Annotated in this window: 20 protein-coding genes; 6 read left to right on the top strand and 14 right to left on the bottom strand. The window is 67.9% G+C overall.

Going from position 1 to position 22,120, the window contains the following annotated elements:
• The first annotated feature begins 71 nt into the window (after nt 1-71).
• Complete coding sequence (locus VFE83_RS19005) at nt 72-389, top strand: DUF2388 domain-containing protein (RefSeq protein WP_324909093.1); 318 nt, start codon at nt 72-74, stop codon at nt 387-389.
• Entirely contained in the window at nt 389-2,218 is a 1,830-nt protein-coding gene (locus VFE83_RS19000; protein WP_324909091.1) for a zinc-dependent peptidase, read from the top strand. Before VFE83_RS19005 ends, VFE83_RS19000 begins: the two co-directional genes overlap by 1 nt.
• A 43-nt stretch (nt 2,219-2,261) precedes the next feature.
• Here VFE83_RS19000 and VFE83_RS18995 read toward each other — a convergent pair whose 3' ends face one another.
• From VFE83_RS18995 to VFE83_RS18960, 8 genes are all read right to left on the bottom strand, one after another.
• A complete protein-coding gene (locus VFE83_RS18995; RefSeq protein WP_324909089.1) occupies nt 2,262-2,726 on the bottom strand; it encodes a GNAT family N-acetyltransferase in 465 nt (154 codons plus the stop codon).
• Between the two features lie 40 nt (nt 2,727-2,766).
• Entirely contained in the window at nt 2,767-3,333 is a 567-nt protein-coding gene (gene yeiP / locus VFE83_RS18990; protein WP_324909087.1) for an elongation factor P-like protein YeiP, read from the bottom strand.
• 113 nt (nt 3,334-3,446) lie between these two features.
• Nucleotides 3,447-4,217: an SDR family NAD(P)-dependent oxidoreductase gene (locus tag VFE83_RS18985; RefSeq protein WP_324909085.1), complete on the bottom strand. Its 771-nt coding sequence runs from the start codon at nt 4,215-4,217 to the stop codon at nt 3,447-3,449.
• Nucleotides 4,218-4,436: 219 nt separating this feature from the next.
• Entirely contained in the window at nt 4,437-7,007 is a 2,571-nt protein-coding gene (locus VFE83_RS18980) for a sensor domain-containing protein (RefSeq protein ID WP_324909083.1), read from the bottom strand.
• 1 nt (nt 7,008) lies between these two features.
• Nucleotides 7,009-7,899, bottom strand: coding sequence for a hydroxymethylglutaryl-CoA lyase (locus tag VFE83_RS18975; RefSeq protein ID WP_324909081.1), 891 nt, complete (start codon nt 7,897-7,899; stop codon nt 7,009-7,011).
• On the bottom strand, nt 7,896-9,911 hold the full coding sequence (locus tag VFE83_RS18970; protein WP_324909079.1) for an acetyl/propionyl/methylcrotonyl-CoA carboxylase subunit alpha: 2,016 nt from the start codon (nt 9,909-9,911) through the stop codon (nt 7,896-7,898). Before VFE83_RS18970 ends, VFE83_RS18975 begins: the two co-directional genes overlap by 4 nt.
• 4 nt (nt 9,912-9,915) lie before the next feature.
• Nucleotides 9,916-10,305 carry an endonuclease domain-containing protein gene (locus VFE83_RS18965; RefSeq protein WP_324909077.1) on the bottom strand — a complete coding sequence of 130 codons (390 nt, stop codon included), beginning with the start codon at nt 10,303-10,305 and terminating at the stop codon, nt 9,916-9,918.
• Nucleotides 10,306-10,391: 86 nt separating this feature from the next.
• Nucleotides 10,392-11,174, bottom strand: coding sequence for an enoyl-CoA hydratase-related protein (locus tag VFE83_RS18960; RefSeq protein ID WP_324909075.1), 783 nt, complete (start codon nt 11,172-11,174; stop codon nt 10,392-10,394).
• A 141-nt stretch (nt 11,175-11,315) separates the two neighbouring features.
• Between VFE83_RS18960 and VFE83_RS18955 the strand changes: the two genes are divergently transcribed.
• Genes VFE83_RS18955 through VFE83_RS18945 form a run of 3 tightly spaced genes read left to right on the top strand, consistent with a single transcriptional unit; the run spans nt 11,316 to nt 13,720 of the window.
• Nucleotides 11,316-11,579 carry a FeoA family protein gene (locus tag VFE83_RS18955; RefSeq protein WP_324909073.1) on the top strand — a complete coding sequence of 88 codons (264 nt, stop codon included), beginning with the start codon at nt 11,316-11,318 and terminating at the stop codon, nt 11,577-11,579.
• Entirely contained in the window at nt 11,576-13,456 is a 1,881-nt protein-coding gene (gene feoB, locus VFE83_RS18950) for a ferrous iron transport protein B (protein WP_324909071.1), read from the top strand. Before VFE83_RS18955 ends, feoB begins: the two co-directional genes overlap by 4 nt.
• A gap of 9 nt (nt 13,457-13,465) precedes the next feature.
• Nucleotides 13,466-13,720, top strand: a complete 255-nt coding sequence (locus VFE83_RS18945) for a DUF6587 family protein (RefSeq protein ID WP_324909069.1) — start codon at nt 13,466-13,468, stop codon at nt 13,718-13,720.
• A 75-nt stretch (nt 13,721-13,795) separates the two neighbouring features.
• Here the strand turns inward: VFE83_RS18945 and VFE83_RS18940 are convergent, their stop codons facing one another.
• From VFE83_RS18940 to VFE83_RS18915, 6 genes are all read right to left on the bottom strand, one after another.
• Nucleotides 13,796-14,167: a hypothetical protein gene (locus tag VFE83_RS18940; RefSeq protein WP_324909067.1), complete on the bottom strand. Its 372-nt coding sequence runs from the start codon at nt 14,165-14,167 to the stop codon at nt 13,796-13,798.
• On the bottom strand, nt 14,164-14,745 hold the full coding sequence (locus VFE83_RS18935; RefSeq protein ID WP_414674787.1) for a bactofilin family protein: 582 nt from the start codon (nt 14,743-14,745) through the stop codon (nt 14,164-14,166). The genes VFE83_RS18940 and VFE83_RS18935 overlap by 4 nt, the downstream gene beginning before the upstream one ends.
• A gap of 159 nt (nt 14,746-14,904) precedes the next feature.
• A complete protein-coding gene (locus VFE83_RS18930; RefSeq protein ID WP_324909065.1) occupies nt 14,905-16,515 on the bottom strand; it encodes a carboxyl transferase domain-containing protein in 1,611 nt (536 codons plus the stop codon).
• Nucleotides 16,516-16,645: 130 nt separating this feature from the next.
• Nucleotides 16,646-17,020 (bottom strand): hypothetical protein, encoded by a 375-nt coding sequence (locus tag VFE83_RS18925; protein ID WP_324909063.1) that lies wholly within the window; start codon nt 17,018-17,020, stop codon nt 16,646-16,648.
• A 169-nt stretch (nt 17,021-17,189) separates the two neighbouring features.
• On the bottom strand, nt 17,190-17,561 hold the full coding sequence (locus tag VFE83_RS18920; RefSeq protein WP_324909061.1) for a hypothetical protein: 372 nt from the start codon (nt 17,559-17,561) through the stop codon (nt 17,190-17,192).
• 134 nt (nt 17,562-17,695) lie between these two features.
• Nucleotides 17,696-18,871 carry an acetyl-CoA C-acyltransferase gene (locus VFE83_RS18915; protein ID WP_324909059.1) on the bottom strand — a complete coding sequence of 392 codons (1,176 nt, stop codon included), beginning with the start codon at nt 18,869-18,871 and terminating at the stop codon, nt 17,696-17,698.
• A 384-nt stretch (nt 18,872-19,255) separates the two neighbouring features.
• On the opposite strand from VFE83_RS18915, the gene VFE83_RS18910 reads away from it, so the two are divergent.
• Nucleotides 19,256-22,105 (top strand): S8 family serine peptidase, encoded by a 2,850-nt coding sequence (locus VFE83_RS18910; protein ID WP_324909057.1) that lies wholly within the window; start codon nt 19,256-19,258, stop codon nt 22,103-22,105.
• Nucleotides 22,106-22,120: the final 15 nt, after the last annotated feature.

Below are 22,120 nucleotides of genomic sequence, written 5' to 3'. Positions count from 1 at the left end.
AGCCGGTAGTCTGCGCGGGCCGGCCGTTGGCCGTCCTCACACATGTATTCACTCCATTCCGGGATTTCCTGATGAAGCGTTCCGCTCTGCTGCTTTTCCTTGCGCTCTCGGCCGCTGCGCCGGTTGCGCTGGCCTCCAGTTTCGCCGGCACGTCGGCCGGTACCTCTGCCGGCGGCAGTTCGGCGTCGAGCAATGCCTCCTCCGATTCCAGTGGCAACGACGACAAGATCGTCCTGGCCGCGCGCGACGATGCGGCGACCTTCGTCGCCAGCGGCGGCGCCATCCGCGGCGCCCAGCTGGAGGCGGCCCTGCGCCACCTGCGCGAGCGTGATCCGCAGGCGCAGCAGGCGAGCGACCTGGCACTGGCCGAGGCCATCCTGGCGCTGTGATGCGCGGTTGGCTGGCCGCAGTGCTGGCGGTGTCGGCGCTGGGTGCCGGCCCCGCGCAGGCCACGCTGCGTCTGCAGCTCGACGTACGCGGGCTCGCCTCGCAGGACGTCGACGCCTCGCGGCGTCTGCTCGACGCCGCGCAGGCGCATCTGCCGCAGGCGATGCGGATCTTGCTCGATCGCGAGATCACCGTTCGCTGGACCGATGCGCTGGACACGCAGGTGCACGGTCGCGCCACGCGCGACGAGTTGCTGCTCAATCGGGACCTTCTGCGCACGCTGGGCTCGCCCGCGGGCGAGCGCCATGCGCTCTCCACGGTGCTGCACGAACTGGCGCATTTCCATGATCGCGCCCTTGATGGCGCGCTGTCGCGCGACCCACGCCTGCTCGACCTCGCCGGCTGGCAGGTGCGCGCGACCCGTTTCACCACGCGCGTAGCAGGACGGCAGCACGAGAACCGCTTCATCGATCGCACACCCGATCCGTACGAGCTGACCGATCCGAAGGAGTTCTTCGCGGTCAACGTCGAGCATTACCTGCTCGACGCCGAATACGCCTGCCGTCGTCCAGCCCTGCATCGTCATCTGGCGCGGCAGCTCGGCGAGCCGACGGTCCTGCCGGCCAGCTGTTCGAACGAATTGTTGTACGTGGACGCCGGCGAAGGCGAGGGAGGGACACTCGCGTCCATCGATCCCGGGCGTGTCTACGCCATCGATTACCTGCTGGCGGAAGGCAATGCCCAGCCGATGAGTCGCTGGGGCCACAGCATGCTGCGCCTGGTGGTGTGCGCACCCGGCCGGCCGCTCGGGCCGGACTGCCGACTGGACCTGTCGCACCACCGCGTGCTGTCGTTCCGCGCATTCGTCGACGACGTGCAGATTTCCAGCTGGAGCGGGCTGACCGGTCGCTATCCATCACGACTGTTCGTGCTGCCGCTGGAGCAGGTGGTCGACGAATACACGCGCGTCGAACTGCGTGGGCTTCGCTCCGTGCCGCTGGTGCTGCAGCGTGACGAGATCGCTGCGGTGCTCGAACGCACCGCGCAGCTGCACTGGTCGTACGACGGCCGCTATTACTTCCTCGGCAACAACTGCGCGGCCGAAACATGGAAGCTGCTGCACGACAGCGTGCCGCGACTGGCCTCGCAGCCGCTGGGCAGCATCACGCCGACGGGATTGCTGCGGCGCCTGCAACACGCGGGCGTGGCCGACGCATCGGCGCTGGACGATCCTGCCGAAGCGCTACGGCTCGGTTACCGCTTCGAGTCGCAGCGTTCGCATTTCGCGCAGGTGTACGCGGTCGCGAAGCAGCAGCTCGGCCTGCCGTACGACGACGTCGAAACCTGGCTCGGCCTCGCTCCCCAGGAGCGCTTGCCTTGGCTGGATCGGGGCGACCTGCGCACCAGCGCCGCATTGCTGATGCTGGAGCAGGCCGCGCAGCGGCGCCAGACGGCGCGGGTTCGCGAGCAGCTCAAGCGTCGTTACCTGGAACAACGCAAAGGCGACACATCGCCGTCGAACGATCCGCTGGCCCAACTGCTCCGGCGCAGCGCGTACCTCGGCCGACCGTCGCAGCTGCTGGCCGATGGTGGTTATGGCATTCCGCAATCTTCCGAGCGGGCAGCGCTCGCCGCGCGAAGTACGGAACTGCGCGACCAGCTGCGTCAGGTGCGTGCCGAAGTGGAGCGGCTGGCGCGTGAATGGATGGAGCCGCAGCAACGCGACTGGGTCGAGGGCATCGCATCCAACCGTGACCTGCTGAGCGAACGCTTGCGGCGGCTGTATCGCGAGCAGGGCGGCGCCCTGACGCCTGCGGCCGGAATCCATTAAGCGCCGAGGATTCGCTGCGCGTCGTTACCGACGGAATACGCGGTCAACCCGCGTCTTCGTCCAGCCACCTGGTCATCAGCCGGCGTGGGTGTTCCGCGTATCGATTGCGGCGGTAGATCTCGCGCGCATGCGGATTGTCGTCGCTGACCTCCAGGCGCACGCAGGCGAAGCCCTGTTCGCGGCAAATCGCTTCGACGTGCTGCAGTGCACGCTTGCCTACGCCACCACCGCGATGAGAGGGACGAAGGTAGAGCTCGTCCAGCAGGCCGTAACGACCGCCGAATTCCAGGCTGAAGCAGAAACCCACCACGAGGTATCCGGCCAGTTCACCCTCGCGCTCGATCAGCACCACCCTGCCCAGGGCCGAATCCGCCAGCAGCGCCTGGAGTGCGTCCTGCACGCGCACCGGGTTCCATGCGATGTGCTCGTGCGCGTGGAACTCGCGGACGACCGGCAGCAGCGCCGCAAGGTCGGCAGTGACGGCAGGACGGAATCGAACGTCGGGCATGTTGGAGCTGGGCGCACTTGTGCAAGTGCACCCACAGGCCTCAGTCGGCGCGCCCGGAGAACTCGCCGGTGGTGGTGTTCACCAGCACGCGCTCGCCGTTGCCGATGTACTCGGGGACCATGATCTCGATGCCGGTGGACAGCTTGGCCGGCTTGGGGCGCTTGGTCGCGGTACCGCCCTTGAGTTCCGGCGGCGTGTCGATGACTTCAATCGCAACGGTCTGCGGCAGCTGCAGCGCCACGGGAGCGTCGTCGATGATCTGCACATAGCAACCGGACAGGTCGGCGACGATGTAACCGGCCAGGTCGCCCACCACGTCGGCGTCGAGCGTGTACGGCGTGTAGTCCTCGTCGTCGAGGAACACGAACGCATCGCCGTCCTTGTACGAGAACGTGGCCTGGCGGCGGCTGAGCTCGACTTCCTTCAGCTCGTCCTCGGCGCCCATGCTCACGTCCAGCTTGGTCCCGCCGGGCACGCTGTACATGGTGAAGCGGAACTTGACGTTGCCGCCGCGACCCTGCGGCGAGCTGCGTTCGATGTCGCGGATCTGATAGACCGCGTTGTTGTACTCGACAACGTTACCTTTCTTTACGTCGTAGGCTTTCATGGTCTTCTTCGGGAATGGGGAATCGGGACAGGGAATGGGCAAACCGGGACTGCATCGAATGGGAAGGCACCGTCGCTTTCACGATTCACCATTCCCCATTGCCGATTCCCGGCTTACTTGGGCGCCAGGCGCGTTGCGCCGTCCAGGCGGATGGTCTCGCCGTTGAGATAGGTATTGCCGAGGATGTACGCGACGAGGTCCGCGAATTCCTTCGGCTGGCCCAGGCGCGACGGGAAGGGGATCGACGCGGCCAGCGACTGCTGCACCGAATCGGGCATGCCGTCGACCATCGGCGTCCAGAACACGCCCGGCGCGATGGTCATCACGCGGATGCCGAAGCGGGCCAGCTCGCGCGCCATCGGCAGCGTCATGCCGACCACGCCGCCCTTGGATGCGGAATACGCGGCCTGGCCGATCTGGCCTTCGTAGGCCGCGACCGATGCGGTGTTGACGATCACGCCGCGCTCGCCGTCGGTGCCGGCCTCGTTGTGCTGCATGACTTCGGCCGCGGCCTTGGAGACGTTGAAGCTGCCGACCAGGTTGACCATCACCGTGGTCTGGAACTGCGACAGCGGCATCGCGCCTTCCTTGCCCAGCACGCGGCCCGCGCCGAGGATGCCCGCGCAGTTGACCACGGTGTTCAGGCCGCCGAGGAACTCGCGCGCGGCGGCGACGTTGGCGACCACGCCGGACTCGCTGGTCACGTCGGTCTTGAAGTAGCGCGCGTTGGCCTCGCCCAGTTCGGCGACGGCAGTGGTGCCCTTGTCGTCGTTGACGTCGAACAGCGCGACCTTGCCGCCGTGGGCGACCAGATGCTGGGCGACGGCGAAGCCGAGGCCCGAAACGCCGCCGGTGACGATGGCGCGGACGGATTGGAGTTGCATGGGCAGGTCCTGGACGCGGAAAACCGGGATTTTACCGGATGGTCGCGGAGTCGGCCGGCAGGCGCGACAACGAGGATAGGATCGCCCCAGCGGTGTTACCCGTAGGAGCCAGCTTGCTGGCGACTCGCGCCTCAAAGTTGTGTGGTCGCCAGCAAGCTGGCTCCTACGTCCGAGGCGGATACGTATCTCTGGTCTTGGCGCGCCAGGCAGCCCGCGTCGCTAACTCATCCCGCCCGTGTGGAACGTGCCGCGCATTTCGTCGGGCGTGAGCCCCGGCGCGAACAGGAACCCCTGGCCCACGTGCACGCCCAGGTGCAGCAGGAAGGCGCGGTGCTGTTCGGTTTCCACGCCCTCGGCGACCAGCCCAAGGCCCAGGCTGCGCGCGATGCCGGTCACCGCCTGGCACACCGCCACGTCGGACTGGTTGTCCGGCACGCCCTGCACGAACAACTGGCTGAGCTTCAACCCGTGGATCGGCAGGCGACGCAGGTAGTTCAACGCGCTGTAGCCTTCGCCGAAATCGTCGATGGTCAGCACCACGCCCATTTCGCGCAGCGCGGCGAACGTGCGCAACGTGTCGGGCGCGTCCTCGATCAGCACGCGCTCGGTGAACTCCAGTTCCAGCGCGTGGCCGGGCAATCCGTACTCGGACAGCACCGCCGCGACCGTACTGGCGAGGTCCTCGCCAAGGAACTGCCGGTACGACACGTTGACCGCGACGCGCGGCACGCCCAAGCCCTTGTCCAGCCATTCGCGCATCTGCCGGCAGGCTTCGTTGAGCACCCAGTCGCCGATGCCGACGATGTCGCCGGTGGTTTCGGCATGGTCGATGAACTTGTCGGGCCGGATCTCGCCGAGCGAATGATTGCGCCAGCGGATAAGCGCCTCGGCGGCCACCACGTTGCCGTTGCGCATGTCGACCTGCGGCTGGTAGACGAGGTGGAACTCGTCGTTGCTCACCGCGCGGCGCAGGTGGGTTTCCAGTTGCAGGCGATGCAGCTGCTGTTCGGCCAGTTCCGGCGTGAAGGTCTGCCAGCCGTTGCGGCCACGACGCTTGCTGTCGTACATCGCCACGTCGGCGCTCTGGATGAGCTGCTGCGACCGCACGCCGTCCAGCGGCGCCTGCGCGATGCCGATGCTGGCGGTGATGCTGAACTCCTCGCCGTCCAGGCGGAAGCTGTCGCCGAAGATCTCCAGGATCGCGTCGGCCAGGCGTTCCGGCCGGGAGGGATCGCTGCCGGTGTCGCAGATGACCAGGAACTCGTCGCCGCCGAATCGCGCGATCAGCCCTTCGCTGCCGATGGCGCGTTGGATGCGTCGCGCGGCGGAGGCCAGCAGGCGGTCGCCGGCGGCGTGACCCAGCACGTCGTTGACCACCTTGAAGCGGTCCAGGTCGATGTACAGCACCGCGAGGTTCGCGCGCAGCGGGTCGTCCAGCCGGCTTTCCAGTTCGGCCAGCACCGCATCGCGATTGAGCAGCCCCGTGAGCGGATCGCTGCGGGCCTGTACGCGCAGGGTTTCCTCGTCGTGCTTGCGCTCGGTGATGTCCTGCAGCGTGCCGGTCAGGCGCGAGTTGAGTGGATCGCCGGCCTCCGCTTCGCCGATCACGCGTACCCAGAACGTGCGGCCGTCGGCGCGGTGTCCTTGTACTTCCAGATCGAGATTGCGTCCGAACGAAATCGCCTGGCCCAGCGCGGCGCGCAACCGCTCGCGGTGTTCGCTGCGCAGGCACGACAGCATGCCTTCGATGGTGTCGGGCGCCGGGCGGTGGCCCAGGATGCGCTGCGCTTCCTCGGTCAGGTACAACCGGTCGGGCGCGACGTCCCATTCCCAGCCGCCGATGTGCGCCATGGCCTGCGCGCGGTCGAACAGCGTGCTGTCGCGCTTGAGCGTGGTGACGTCGCCGAACAGCGTGAGCACCTGGTCCGGCCGGTCGCCACCCGGCGGGAACTGCGGCATCGCCGTCACCGACAACCACATCAGCTGCTGGCGCGTGCGGTGGTACAGACCCAGCACGGTGCTCTCGATCTGCCGTCCCGTCGCGAGTGCGCGATTGGAGGGAAAGCGCTCCGGCGGCAACTGGTGCCCGCGCTCGTCCACCACCAGCCAGTGGTCCGGCCGCAGCACGTCGTTGATGGACTCGCCTTCGGCGACGCCGAACACCTTCATCGCAGCGACGTTGGCGTAGACGATCTGCAGGTTGGCGTCCTGCACGATGATGCCGCGGTCCACCGCTTCCATCAGTTCGCGGTAACGCAGCTCGGCGGTGTGGCGGCTGCTCAGGTCGCGCGCGACGGCGACCATGGCCTTTTGCCCGTCGTAGGTCAGCCCCGCGGTATGCACTTCCACCGGGAAGCGCGTGCCGTCGGCGCGCATGTTGGTGACCTCGACCACGTAGGTGCCGCCGCGGTTGAGCGTCTCCCACACGGGCACCATGTGGTCGCGGGGCAGCTCGGGGTTCAGCGTCTCGATCGGCTGGCCGACGATGTCCTCGCGCGGACGGCCGTAGGCGTTGATGCCGGCGCGGTTGAGGTCCAGCACGGTGCCGTCCCACGCGATGATGCTGACCGGGTCGGGCACCGCATCGAACAGGGTGCGGTAGCGATGCCGTTCGGCCTGGCAGTCGTCCAGTGCCTGCGCGAGCGCGCCGCGCGCCTGCTGCAGCAGTGCGCACGTGATCGCGTCCAGTCCGTCGCGCGCGAGTGCCTGGTCCAGTGCCGCCAGCGCTGCCGTCGAGTCCGCCTGCGGTTGCGGCGGCGAGGGCTCCTGCGCTGGCAGCGTGCGCTTCATCCTATGTCGCCAGCGCCTTTCCGACCTTGCTGCCGGTTTCGCGCCCGAGCAGTGCGGCGAGCCAGCGGCCGGTCTCGGCCAGTGCGGGCAGCTCGATGCCGGTGTCGATGCCCAGGCCGTGCAGCATGTACACCACATCCTCGGTTGCGACGTTGCCGCTCGCACCCTTTGCGTACGGACAGCCGCCGGTGCCGGACACTGCCGCGTCGACCACCGCCACGCCTTCCTCCAGGCAGGCCAGCACGTTGGCCAGTGCCTGCCCGTAAGTGTCGTGAAAGTGCACGGCCAATGCGGACACGGGCACCTCGGACGCCACGGCCAGCAGCATCGCGCGCGCCTTGCCGGGCGTGCCCACGCCGATCGTGTCGCCCAGCGACACCTCGTAGCAGCCCATGTCGTGCAGGGCGCGCGCCACGCGCACCACGTCGGCCAGCGGCACCTCGCCCTGATACGGGCAGCCGAGCACGGTGGACACGTAGCCGCGCACCGCCACGCCGTCGGCACGCGCGCGCTCCATCACCGGTGCGAAGCGCTGCAGCGACTCGTCGATGGATGCGTTGATGTTCTTCTGGTTGAACGCCTCGGACGCGGCGGTGAACACCGCGATTTCCTCGACCCCCACGGCGCGGGCGCGTTCGTAACCCTGTTCGTTGGGCACCAGTACCGGGTAGCGCACGCCGGGCCTGCGGTGGATGCCGGCGAACACCTCCGCCGCGTCGGCCAGCTGCGGCACCCACTTGGGGCTGACGAAGCTGGTCGCCTCGATGCTGCGCAGGCCGGTGTCGGACAGACGATCGATCAGCGCGATCTTGTCGGCGGTCGCGATGGTCGCCTTCTCGTTCTGCAGCCCGTCGCGCGGGCCGACCTCGACGATGCGCACGAAGCTCTTCATGACGCCAACGCCACCAGCACCGCGTCGGCCTCGACGAAGTCGCCGCTGGCCGCGCGCACTTCGGCCACCGTGCCGGCGCGCGGTGCCTTCAGGCTCAGCTCCATCTTCATCGCTTCGATCACCATCAGCTCCTGTCCCGCTTGCACTTCGTCCCCGGCGGCGGCACGCACCAGCACCACCCGCCCGGGCATGGGCGCCAGCACCCGATCGCCCGCGCTTCCTGCGTCGGTACGTTCGTGGCGGTACATCGCAACCCCCTGCAACCGCAGCCGGCGGTCTCCGTCATGGACCACCAGCCGCTGCCTCCCTTCCGGCAGCGTATCCATGACCAACGTAAAGCGGCGTCCACGTCCGCCAACCCGCAGGCTCAGCCCGTCGCCGGCCTCGCGGCGGGCGCCCTCGACGTGCCAGCTGCGCCCCTGGAAGTCGATCCGGTAGTCGCCCCCGCTGCCGTGCGCATGCAGCTCGTGCCGCTGCTCGCCCTGCAGGAAGGCCAGGCTGCGCTGGCCGCCGTGGCCCAGCCGCCAGCCGTCGGCGATGGCCCAGGGCGACGTCGGGTCGCTCGACGCGCCTGCACGGGCCAGCGCCTCGCGTTCCTGCGCCAGCAACTGGCCGGCCGCGGCCGCCAGCAGCAGGTCCGTGTCGCCGTCATGGGGCGCGGGCATGAACTCGTCCAGGTGACGGTCCAGATAGCCGGTATCGATGCGGCCCTCGACTACCGCGGGGTGCCGCACCAGCCGTTCCAGGAACTCCACGTTCGATTTCGGTCCGGCGATGTCGCAAGCGGCCAGCGCCTGGCGCAGGCGGGCGAGGGCGGCGGGCCGGTCGGCATCGTGCACGATCAGCTTGGCGATCATCGGGTCGTAGAAGATCGTCACCGTGTCGCCTTCGACCACGCCCGAATCGATGCGCACGTGCGCGTCGGGCTGCGGCAGCCGCAGGCGCTCCAGCCGACCGGAACCCGGCAGGAAGCCCGCTTCCGGATCTTCCGCGTACAGGCGCACCTCGATGGCGTGGCCGCGCTGTGCAATCGCCTCCTGTGCCGCCGGCAGCGCTTCGCCCGCGGCTACGCGTAGCTGCCACTCGACCAGGTCGAAGCCGGTCACCATCTCGGTGACGGGGTGCTCCACCTGCAGCCGGGTGTTGATCTCCATGAAGTAGAAGCCACCGTCCTGGCCGACGATGAACTCCACCGTGCCCGCGTTGACGTAGTCGATGGCGCGCGCGGCGAGCACCGCGGCTTCGCCCATCGCCTGGCGCAGCTGCGGCGTGAGGAAAGGCGAGGGCGATTCCTCCAGCACCTTCTGGTAGCGCCGCTGCGCGGAGCACTCGCGTTCGTTGAGGTGGATCGCATTGCCGTGCGCATCGCCGAACACCTGGATCTCGATGTGGCGCGGCTTTTCTACGTAGCGCTCCAGCAGCACGCGGTCGCGACCGAACGCGTTGGCCGCTTCGCGCTGGCAACTGACCAGATTGGCCGCGAACTCGTCGCTGCCGCGCACGATGCGCATGCCCTTGCCGCCGCCGCCGTGCGCCGCCTTGATCATCAGCGGGTAGCCGATGGCATCGGCTTCGCGCTGCAGGCGATCCGGCGACTGGTCCTCGCCCGTGTATCCCGGCACCACTGGTACGCCGGCGGCGTGCATCAGTTCCTTGGCGCCGGCCTTGCTGCCCATCCTGCGCATCGAGGCCGCCTTGGGGCCGATGAACACCAGCCCGACCGCTTCGACCGCGTCGGCGAAGTCGGCGTTCTCGCTGAGGAAGCCGTAGCCCGGATGGATCGCCTGCGCGTCGGACTGGCGCGCGACGTCGATGATCGCGTCGCCGCGAAGGTAGCTCTCGGCCGGACGCGGCCCGCCGATCGGCCACGCCTCGTCGGCCAGGCGCACGTGTTGCGCATCGGCATCGGCTTCGGAAAACACCGCCACCGTGCGGATGCCCAGGCGCCGGCAGGTGCGGATCACACGGCAGGCGATTTCGCCGCGATTGGCGATGAGGATTTTCGTGAACATGCCTTCAGCCCTCCCCTTCAAGGGGAGGGTTGGGTGGGGATGGGTTGGCTCGCTGCAGCGCATCGCTAATCACGTCGATCACTCCTTCGGCGTTGCCGAATACATCGTTGTTCCAGAATCGCAATACGACGAATCCAGCGCGTTCGAGGTACCTCGTCCGCTCCTGATCGTAGCGAACCGTATCCACGTGCTGACCGCCATCCAGTTCGACGACCACGTTCCGCTCCAGGCATACGAAATCGAGAACGAACGGGCCGAACGGATGTTGCCGCCTGAACTTGCAGCCTGCGATCTGCCGGCCACGCAGGTACTGCCACAACCTTCGTTCTGCATCCGTGGACGAGGCGCGCAGATCACGTGCCTTGGTCGAACTGCGGTGCTCCTGTCCTTGCATCGCGACGTCCTGCCAACCCATCCCCACCCAACCCTCCCCTTGAAGGGGAGGGCGTCAAAGCGCTATCGCTTCGCTGTCGGCCACACTCACCCGCACCAGCGCGGCTTGCGCTTGTCGAGGAATGCGCCCAGGCCTTCCTGGCCTTCGTCCGATACGCGCAGCCGGGCGATCAGCGCGGCGTTGTCCGCGTCCAGGCGATCGCGGTCGTGCTGGCCGGCGACGCGGCGCACCAGTGCCTTGGCCGATGAGGCGGCCACGGGGCCGGCGTTCAGCAGCAGGTCCACCTGGCGCTGCACCGCGGCGTCCAGATCGTCGGCAGGCACCACTTGGTGCAACAGGCCGACCTGCAGCGCCGTGGCGGCATCGAACATCTCGGCGGTAGCGAACCAGCGCCGTGCCTGACGTGCTCCGATCGCTTCGATGACGTATGGGGAGATCACCGCCGGCAACAGGCCCAGGCGGCTCTCGGTCAGGCCGAACTTCGCTTCGGTCGAGCCGATCGCGATGTCGCAGCACGCCACCAGGCCCACGCCGCCGCCGAATGCCGCGCCATGCACGCGGGCGATGGTCGGGCGTGGCAACTCATCGAGCGCGCGCATCAGTCGGGCGAGGGCGAGGGCGTCGGCGCGGTTCTCGGCTTCACTCGCCGCGGCCATGCCGCGCATCCAGTTGAGATCCGCGCCAGCCGAGAACGACGCGCCTTCGCCTTCCAGCACCACCACCCGCACGCTGTCGTCGTTGACGATGGCCTCCAGGGCGCCGGTGAGCGCCGCGATCAGCACGGCGTCGAAGGCGTTGTGGAGCTCGGGACGGTTCAGCCGCAGGCGGGCGACCGGACCATCGCGCAGGTTCAGCAGCGGGTTGCTCATCGGTCACACGGTTGTTGGACTCTGGCGAATGATAGCCGCACCCCTCTTGCGCCCGCGCCCGGGCGGTCGCGGTGCTAGAATTGAGAACCGTTCCCATTTGCCGAGCCCGGGTGCGCATCCGGGCCGGCCAGCAGGTGAGCCTTGAAGCTGTCCGAACTGCCGCATCGCACCGCCGCCACCGTCGACAGCGTGGAAGACCACGCACCCAACGACGCCATCGCACGCCGCCTGCGTGAGCTGGGCTTCGTGCACGGCGAGCGCGTGGAAGTGATGGCGGCCGGTCCGGTGTCGGCCGAACCGCTGCTGGTGCAGGTGGGCTTCACCCGTTTCGCGCTGCGCCGCAGCGAAGCGGCGCGGGTACGCGTATCGACCGATGCCGCAGTGCCGGCAGAGGCCATCGCATGACGCCGGCCGCCGAAAATGCCGTGCGCGTCGCGCTGATCGGCAATCCCAACTGTGGCAAGACCGCGCTGTTCAACCAGCTGACGGGCAGCCGGCAGAAGGTCGCCAACTACGCCGGCGTCACCGTCGAGCGCAAGGAAGGCCGCTTCCACGCGCCGTCCGGCCGCAGCTACGCGGTACTGGATTTGCCGGGTGCGTACAGCCTGCATGCGGCGAGCCTGGACGAGGCGGTCGCGCGCGACGTGTGCCGCGGCTTCTACCCGGGCGAACCCGCACCGGACGTGCTGGTGTGCGTGGTCGATGCGACCAACCTGCGCCTGCATCTGCGCTTCGCGCTGGAAGTGCGCGAACTCGGCCGGCCGATGGTGCTGGCCGTCAACATGATGGACGCGGCCAAGCGTCGCGGCATCGACGTGGACCTGGCCGCGCTGGAACGCGAACTCGGCGTGCCGGTGGTACCGACGGTGGCCGTGCGCAGCGGCGGTGCCCGCGAACTGGTCGCCATGCTCGACCGCATCGCCAACAAGCTGCACGAACCCAGCACGCATCTACCGGCCGAGTTGGCGCACGACGCCGACGCGCTGCACGCGGAGACACGCCGCCTGCTGTCGCTCGCCGTGACCATGCCGCGCCGCACGGCCGAAGTGGACGACGCACTGGATCGCTGGCTGCTGCACCCCGTGCTCGGCCTGGTGTCGCTGGCGGTGGTGATGTTTTTGATCTTCCAGGCGGTGTACGCCTGGGCGACGCCGCTGATGGACCTGATCGAAGCCGGCACCGGCGCGCTGGGCGACCTGGCTGGAGGGTTGTTGCCCGATGGTCCGCTGCGCAGCCTGCTGGTCGACGGCATCATCGCCGGCCTCGGCAGCGTGGTCGTGTTCCTGCCGCAGATCCTGATCCTGTTCGCCTTCATCCTGGCGCTCGAGGAATCCGGCTATCTGCCGCGCGCGGCGTTCCTGCTCGACCGGCTGATGTCGAAGGCCGGCCTGTCCGGGCGCTCCTTCATCCCGCTGCTGTCGAGCTTCGCCTGTGCGGTGCCCGGCATCATGGCCACCCGTTCGATCCAGGACCCACGCGACCGGCTCGCGACGATCCTGGTCGCGCCGCTGATGACGTGCTCGGCGCGCCTGCCGGTGTATGCGCTGCTGATCGGCGCCTTCATTCCGCAGCGACAGGTCGCCGGCGGCTTGCTCAACCTGCAGGGACTGGTGCTGTTCGCGCTGTACGTCGCGGGCATCCTCAGCGCGCTGGCGGTGGCCTGGGTGATGAAGAAGTGGCGCCGCGACAAGAGCGAGCACGCGCTGCTGCTGGAGCTGCCGTCCTACCGTGTGCCGCATCCGCGCGACCTGTTGATCGGCCTCTGGGAACGCGCGTGGATCTTCCTGCGTCGGGTGGGCGGCATCATCCTGGCGCTGACGATCCTGCTGTGGTTCCTGCTGTCGTTCCCGGCCGCGCCCGCGGGCGCCACCGGCCCGGCCATCGACTACAGCTTCGCCGGGCGCATCGGCCACGCGATGACCGCGATATTCGCGCCGATCGGCTTCAACTGGCAGATCTGCATTGCGCTGATCCCCGGCATGGCCGCACGCGAAGTCGCCGTGTCCTCGCTCGCAACGGTGTACGCCCTGTCCGCCGCGGACGACGAAGCCGCCGCTCAGGCACTGGCGCCCATCATCACCGACACCTGGTCGCTGGCGACCGCGCTGGCGCTGCTGGTGTGGTTCATCTATGCGCCGCAGTGCATCTCCACGCTGGCCACCATCAAGCGCGAGACCAACTCGTGGAAGCAGGTGGCCATCTCCGCGGGCTATCTGTTCGCGCTGGCGTACCTGGCCGCGTTCGTGACGTACCACGTCGCCGTGGCCCTGGGTGCCGGGTAAGGAGCGACGATGGACGCCGGCCTGCTCGCGCAGTACGTGGTGATCGCAGTGGCGGTGCTGGTCAGCGCGGCGTTCGTCGCCAAGCGCCAGTTCCCCAACGCGGTGCGCCGCGCGCGGGTGGCCCTCGCAATTCCGCTGGTGCGCGAGGGCAAGGCGGCTTGGGTGCGGCGGCTGGGTCGCTGGATCGCTCCGCCCGCGTCGTTGAACGACGGCTCGTGCGGCGGCTGCAACAGCTGCGGTCCGACCGAGCCACGGCGGCATTGAACGAATGGAGGGCGGTATCGATCCGCCCTCGCTGTGGTGTCAGCGGGTCTAAAGCCGCCTCATATCGTGAAGGCGCTAGTGGCGCCCACGTCCGCGACCGGCGCGATAGCCGGTCACTTCGGTGGCTTCCACCTCAAGCGTGAACGAGCGCTCCTCGCCTGCAAACAACGCGCCCACGCCCATGACCTGGCGATCGATCTCTTCGCCGTCGGCATTGCGGATGGTCAGCACCACCGAATACTCCAGCGCGTTGTCGCCTTCAGTCGGCCGGATGGTGCCCTGAACGCGCAGGGGCACCGACCGCTTCCTGGCCGACTCGACCGCATCCGGATCGAACCGCAGGTGATGCCGGCACGACGGGCAGACGTTCGCGCTCTCCAGGATCCGCGTCTTGCAATGCGGACAGGTGCGCGTCGCGCCAGGTGTGCCGGGCCGCAGGACGCTCATGACGCGTCAGCCGTCTCCGCCTTCGCACCGGCCTTGTCGTTCTTGCTGGCGGGCTTGGCGTCGTCGAAGCCGAACTCCACCTGGCCGCGCATGCGCGAACCGGCCGCGATGGTGACGACGCCGGCCTTGACGTCGCCGACCACCACGCCGCCTTCCAGCAGTTCCACGCGCTGGGCCGATTCGACGTTGCCTTCCAGCTCGCCGGCGACCACCACCTTGCGCGCGCGCACGCTGCCGTTGACCTTGGCACCCACCTCGATGGTGAGGTCGCCTTCCACCTGCACGTCGCCCTTGAAGCGACCGGCGATGCGGATGTGGCCCGCGCCGTTGATCTTGCCCTCGATGGACAGGTCCGCGGCGATCACCGATTCCTTGCCCTCGCGCTCCGCCGGACGCGTTGCCGCAGGAGCGGCCGCAGGGGCAGGAGCGGGCGCCGGACGCGGAGCGGGTGCGGGCGTGCCGAACGAGATCTCGTTGCGATCCGGCTCCTTCGACAGGGCCGTCTCGGTCGGACCGGGCTGGGCAGGTGCGTTCTCACGCTTGGGGGCGGACGACGGGGGGGAATTGAAAATCGCCATGACGCGGCTTCCTCGGTTGGGACAGAACGGGGGATGAACCCACCCGAGGCTACGCCGCCTTGCAAGTCACCTGTGTGACTCGCCTCACCCAATGCGTGCAGTGCGGCGAGCGTTCATCTGCGGATCACCTGCCTGAATTGGCCCACCTGACCCGAGAACTCACATGCGGAAAACGCCGAACTTCGTCCGCTCGTCGATCGGTGCGTTGAAGCTGGCCGACAGCGCCAGGCCCAACACGCGTCGCGTGTCGGCCGGATCGATGATGCCATCGTCCCACAAGCGCGCTGTGGCGTAGTAGGGATTGCCCTGCGTCTCGTACTGGTCGCGGATCGGCGCCTTGAAGGCTTCTTCCTCTTCGGCGGACCACATCTTGCCCGATGCCTCGATGCCGTCGCGACGCACAGTCGCCAGCACGCTTGCCGCCTGCTCGCCACCCATCACGCTGATGCGCGCGTTGGGCCACATCCACAGGAAGCGTGCACCGTAGGCGCGTCCGCACATCGCGTAATTGCCCGCGCCGAAGCTGCCGCCGATCACCACGGTGAACTTCGGCACGTGCGAGCAGGCCACCGCGGTCACCATCTTCGCGCCGTCCTTCGCGATGCCGGCGTTCTCGTACTTGCGACCGACCATGAAACCGGTGATGTTCTGCAGGAACACCAGCGGTATGCCGCGCTGGTTGCACAGTTCGATGAAGTGCGCGCCCTTCAGTGCGCTCTCGGCGAACAGGATGCCGTTGTTGGCCACGATGCCTACCGGGTAGCCGTGGATGTGCGCGAAGCCGGTCACCAGCGTCTTGCCATAGCGCGCCTTGAACTCCTGGAGCTGGCTGCCGTCGACCACGCGCGCAATCACCTCGCGGATGTCGAACGGACGACGCGTGTCCTTCGGCACGATGCCGTAGAGCTCTTCGGGGGCGTACAGCGGTTCGCTCGCTTCGCCCACGACCACCGGCAATGTCTTGCGCCGGTTGAACGTGCCGACGATGTCGCGCGCAATCTGCAGCGCATGGCGATCGTCCTCGGCGAAATGATCGGCCACCCCCGACACGCTGGTGTGCACGTCTGCGCCGCCCAGCGATTCGGCATCCACGACTTCGCCGGTCGCGGCCTTCACCAGCGGCGGGCCGCCAAGGAAGATCGTGCCTTGTTCCTTGACGATGATCGACTCGTCGCACATCGCCGGCACGTACGCGCCACCGGCCGTGCAACTGCCCATCACCACGGCGACCTGCGGAATGTTCTCCGCGCTCATGCGCGCCTGGTTGTAGAAGATGCGGCCGAAGTGTTCCTTGTCCGGAAACACCTCGTCCTGTAGCGGCAGGAACGCGCCACCCGAGTCGACCAGGTAGATGCAGGGCAGGCGGTTCTCGCGCGCGATCTCCTGCGCACGCAGGTGCTTCTTCACCGTCATCGGGAAATACGTGCCGCCCTTGACCGTTGCGTCGTTGGCGACGATCACCACTTCCTGGCCCATCACGCGGCCGATGCCGCATACCACGCCCGCGGCCGGCGCCGCGCCGTCATACATTCCCTCGGCCGCAAGCGGCGCGACTTCGAGGAACGGCGATCCCGGATCGAGCAGGGCGGTGATGCGGTCGCGCGCAAGCAGCTTGCCGCGTTCGGTGTGCTTGGCCCGCGCCTTTTCGCCACCGCCTTCGGCAGCACGCGCGAGTCGTGCATCCAGTTCCTCGACCAGCGCGCGATGGTACGCGACGTTGTCCTGGAATTCCTGCGAACGGGGATCGATGTGGGTGGTGAGTGCGGGCATCGATGCGGGGTGTGCTGAGGTTGCGGCATCAGACCACAAAGGCGCGGGGACGGCCAACTGCAGTGATCCGACGCAACGCAAAGGGCCCGCATTCGCGGGCCCTTTGCAGACAAGCGAAACGTCCGAACGATTACTTGCGCTCGGCTGCCTCCTGCTCGGCTTTCTCAGCGGCAGCGTCGGCCTTCTCGGCGACATTCTGGGCCGCATTGGCCGTTGCCTGCGCAGCGTCGGCGGTTGCGGCGGCCGCGCCCGCGGCGGCGTCCTGCGCGGCGTTCGCCGTCGCATCGGCTGCATTGTCCATCGCGGCGCCGGCACGTTCGGCGGCGGCATCGGTGGCGGCCGCGGCGGCTTCCGCGGATTCCTGCGCCGCTGTGGCGCTGGCATCGGCAGCATTGTTGGCGGCAGCCGCCGCTTCGGCCGCTTCGTCCTGCGTGGACTGGTTCTGGTGGCACGCCGAAAGCGCCAGCACGGCAGCAGTCAGAGCAACAAGAAGTTTGGCGTTCATTCGTGTCTCCTCGTGATGGAAGCGGCGTGCATTAGCGAACATGCCGCGCAACGGTGGCGTGAAGGCCAGAACGAAACAAACACGTAGCTGTCGAATCCCAAATGAAAAGGCCGCCGGAAACCGGCGGCCTTTTGCGGTAACTACCTGGGCAATCGCTTGCCCGAGGTGATTACTTCTTGCCTTCTTCTTCCTTGCCAGCTTCAGCGGCCTGGCCGGCAGCGTCAGCAGCCTGGCCAGCGGCATCGGCAGCCTGCGAAGCAGCGTCGGCAGCGGCGTCAGCAGCACCGGCGGTGCCGGCAGCAGCGGAAGCGTCGGCCGAAGCGGCGGCAGCGTCAGCAGCCTGGGCAGCGGTGTCGGCAGCGGCCTGGGCAGCGTCGGCAGCAGCGGCGTCGCCGGTGGCGGCAGCGTCGGTGGCAGCAGCAGCGGCTTCGGTCGAAGCAGCGGAAGCGTCAGCAGCGGCTTCCTCAGCCTGCTTCTGGTTCGAGCAAGCAGCCAGGGCGAAGCCCAGAGCCAGGGCGATCAGCGCCTTGTTGAAGGTCATGGTTTTTATCCTCGTCGTTAGTTAGGCAACGCGCAATTGCGCGTCAATAACATGATGACAAGCCGGTGACGTGTGTCAAGCGGCTTGGCCGGTTTTTTTCAAGTAATACGTTTTTAACGTCTTATACCACTTCTTTACAACACTTCCACGGCAATTGCCGTTGCCTCGCCGCCACCGATGCACAGCGATGCGATGCCCTTCCTGCCGCCACGGGCACGCAGGGCGTGCAGCAGCGTTACCACCAGTCGTGCGCCGCTGGCACCGATGGGATGACCCAGCGCGCAGGCGCCGCCGTTGACGTTGAGCTTTTCGTGCGGGATCCCCAGGTCCTTCATAGGCGCCATGGCCACACAGGCAAACGCTTCATTGACCTCGAACAGGTCAACGTCTTCGACGTTCCAGCCAGCCTTCGCCAGCACGTTTGAAATCGCTTTCACCGGCGCAGTGGTGAACCATTCCGGCGCCTGTGCGTGGCCCGCATGAGCGACGATGCGCGCCACCGGCGACAGTCCACGCCGGGCAGCTTCGTCCGCGCTCATCAGCACCGTCGCGGCGGCGCCGTCGGAAATCTTGGAGGAGGAGGCGGCGGTCAGCACGCCTTCCTTGCCGAAGGCCGGGCGCAGGCCGGGGATCTTCGACAGGTCGATCTTGCCCGGCTCTTCGTCGGTGTCGACGACGACTTCGCCCTTGCGGCCCTTCACCGTCACCGGCACGACTTCGTCCTTGAACGCACCGCCGGTCACCGCGGCCTGCGCACGGCGCGCGCTCTCCGCCGAGTACGCATCGAGGCTTTCGCGATCGAAGCCGTAGCTTTGGCAGGTGGCATCGCCGAACACGCCCATCGCCTTGCCGTCGTACGGATTGGTCAGACCGTCCCACGCCATGTGGTCGAGGAACTCGGCGCTGCCATAGCGGATGCCCGTGCGCGAGTTGTTGAGCAGATGCGGCGCATTGGTCATCGACTCCATGCCGCCGGCGACGATCACGCTGGCCGAGCCGGCCTTGATCAGATCGTGCGCGAGCATGATCGACTTCATGCCCGAGCCGCACACCTTGTTGATGGTGGTGCAGCCGGCGGACGTCGGCAGGCCGGCACCCAGCGCGGCCTGGCGGGCCGGTGCCTGGCCGAGGCCGGCTGGCAGCACGCAGCCCATGATCACTTCGTCGACCTGGTCGGGCGAGACGCCGGCATGTTCCAGCGCGCCCTTGATCGCGGCCGTACCAAGGGCCGGGGTGGGCACGCCGGTGAACTGGCCGAGGAAGGAACCGATGGCGGTGCGCTTGGCACCGACGATGACGACGTCGCTCATGGGAACTCCAGCAGAAACTTGGCAATGCAGGGCCGACGCGGGGGCCGGAACCTCCGGATTATGCGGCCCGGTGCTGCGCTGCCGCAAACCGCCCGTTAGGCCAATGGCAACAGGTAAAGGCCCGGCCTCGGTCGGGGCCGGTGATCCGGCGGAACCCGTGCGGCTCGAACAGGCCGGAACGCCGGTCCAGACGAATGCGAACAGCGCTTCGACATTGGGCCAGTCCGGCGCGTCAATGCGCGCGCGAGGTTGGCATGGCGTTCACCGTTGTGCATCGGGTGTGCATCCGTATGCATCGGGCTTCGCGTTGATTCCGGGTGCACCCGGCATGGGCTAATACTGCCGCACGACCGCGGAAGCGGGTACGAACCGCTGAGGTCTGCCATGAACCATCGCGAGACGAAGCTGGTGGTTGCGTTGCGCAACGTCCTGTTGTGTTCCGCGCTGGTCGGGCTGGCCGCGTGCGGTGGCGGAGGAGGGGGCGGCAACGTGCGCCCGGACGAGCCGGTGATCGCGCCGCCGCCCACGCCACCCCCGACGTCGCAGCCGCCCGTGGTGTATGCGCCCAACCCGGCCTACAGCCAGCACATCGCGCTGACCAATACCGCCTCCGCCCGTCAGGCGGGATACACCGGAAGCGGCGTGCGCATCGGCGTGGTCGACACCGGCGTGATGCGCACGCATCCGGCCCTTGCGCCGCGCGTGATCGCCAACCTCACCTACGTGGGAGCGCCCAACAACCTCAGTGTCGACGATGTTGCAGGCCATGGCACCGCGGTGTCGCAGATCGCAGCGGGTACCGCGTTCGGCGCGTGGCCCGGCGGCATCGCCCCAGGTGCGGAGATCGTTTCGGCCCGCGTCCTCAACGACGAGGATCCGGACGACGACGGCTCGGGAGAAGGCAACCAGGTGGATGGCGGAATCGGACTTCGCGCCGTCCACCAGGACCTGATCAACCGCGGCGTGCGGGTCATGAACAACTCGTGGGGCGGCGTGTACTGGACGAATCCTTCGACCACCACCGCAGTCGCCGACGAATACCGACCGTTCGTCGCCAGCAACGGGCTGGTGGTGTTCGCGACGGGCAACGAAGGCAAGCCCAATCCGTCCGCCATCGCGTCGCTGCCCAGCCAGCCGGGGCCGAACGGCGTGCTGACCGCGGCCGACCTGGAGCGTGGCTGGCTCGCGGTGACCGCAGTCAATCCCAACAACGTCCAGCAACTGGACATCGGCAGCGACGGCGCGGTGTACGCGAACGCCTGCGGCATCGCGATGCGCTATTGCCTTGCGGCGCCGGGTACCGTCGCGGCCACCGGCACCAACGACGCTCCGACCAGTCCCACCTACTGGCGCTGGGCTGGCACCTCGATGGCCACGCCGCAGGTCTCGGGTGCCGCGGCACTGGTATGGCAGGCCTTCCCGTATTTCAGCAACGACCTGGTGCGGCAGACGCTGCTGGGCACCGCACGCGATCTGGGCACGCCCGGCGTCGATGCGACCTTCGGCTACGGTCTGCTCGACGTCGGCAGGGCCGTGCGCGGCCCGGCACGATTCGACTGGGGCAACGTCACCGCCAACTTCGCCACCGTCACCTCGAACTGGTCCAACGACATCGTCGGTGCGGGCGGGTTGATCAAGCAGGGCAGCGGCACGCTGGTTCTTGGCGGCGCATCGCAGTACGGCGGCGCCACGCAGGTGCAGGGCGGCGTGCTGCGTGTCGCCAACTCGGTGACTTCGCCGGTATCGATCGGCTCTGCGGGCACATTAGCGATCGGAGCAGGCGGACGCGCGGCAAGCGGCAGCACCGGCGGCGTGACGAACCAGGGCACGCTGCTGCTCGACTCCGGCGTGGCCAACGTCAACGGCAACTACCAGCAGTCGGCGACAGCGCGAATGGCGCTGATGGTGGGCTCACAACTTCGCGTCAGCGGACAGGCCACGCTGGCCGGCAACCTGCACGTACTTGGCGTCCTGTCCGGTTACACGACCTCGGCGCGCGAGACCTTCCTCAATGCCGGCAGCGTGACCGGCCTGTTCGGCAGCCTCACCGCACAGCCCAGCGTCCTGTTGAACGCCACCATCGGTTACAGCGCGACACAGGCCTGGCTGGACATCTCACGGCTGGAAGTGACGGGCGCCGCGCAATCGATGGGACTTTCGCCCGCATCGCTGTCGGGCGCGGAGCGCGTGGAAGGCGCGTTCGATGCCATCGACTCCGGGCAGCTCGAAGGCAGCGCCGGCGCCAGCGATTTCGTGGCCGGAGCGGGGGCGATCCAGGGTGTCGCGACGCCCGCTGCAGCCGAACAGACGCTGGCGAGCCTGTCCGGCGAACTGCATTCGGCGGACACGCAGTTCGCGCTGATGGCGGTGGAAGGCAGCCGTCGCGCGCTGGAATCGCGCATCGATGCACTGCAGGATGCACCGGCGGCAGGCGCATGGTTCGATCAGCTCACCTCGCAGCGCGCCATGTCGCGCTTCGACATGGATGCGACGGGCTGGGTCGTGGGCCAGGATCGACGTTATGGCGATCGCCTCACGTTCGGTGCGGCCCTGACCGAGAGCGACGGTTACGCGCACCACGACCAGCGTTTCGACCGCGAACGCAATCGCCAGCTCGAAGCACAGCTCTACGCCAGTTACGACCTGGGACAAGGCTACGTGATGGGCAGCCTCGCGGCCGGCCACATGCAGCGCTGGACACGTCGCGACGTACTGCTCGGAGCCGAAGGCTTCCGCGTGTCGTCGGACTACGCGCACCGCTACTTCAGCGCCAGCGTGCAGGCCGGCCTGCCGGTCGCTGTCGGCAACGGGCGCATCACGCCGTACGTAGGCGTGCAGAACCTGCAGCTGCGGCGCGATGGCTTCGATGAAGCCGGTGCGGCGGGTTTCGGCCTCAGCGCAACCGCTTCGACCATGACGTTGAGCCATGGGCTGCTAGGCGCGCGCTACACCACGGACTGGACCGCCGGTTCGTCGCTGTGGGCGCTGCAGGGGCGACTGGAATGGCAGCGCCTGCTCTCGCAATCCGGCACGGACATAGACGCACGATTCACCGGGATTGACGTGTGGTCGCCGATTGTGTCCGATACGTTCGGCCGGGACGTCGGCGTCATGGGGTTTGGACTCTCGACGTATCTGCGTGGCGGAAGCCGCCTCGGCCTCGACCTTGATGCACGTCACGAACAGGGCGAAACCTGGACGCGGATGATGCTGACGTGGTCCACGCTGTTCTGATGTAGCACGCCGGGC

Origin of the sequence: Lysobacter sp., assembly GCF_035655815.1 — a bacterium.
Classification (GTDB): Bacteria; Pseudomonadota; Gammaproteobacteria; order Xanthomonadales; family Xanthomonadaceae; genus Lysobacter_J.
The sequence above is the reverse complement of the archived record's forward strand: the minus strand, read 5'-3'. Positions and strand labels throughout refer to the sequence as shown.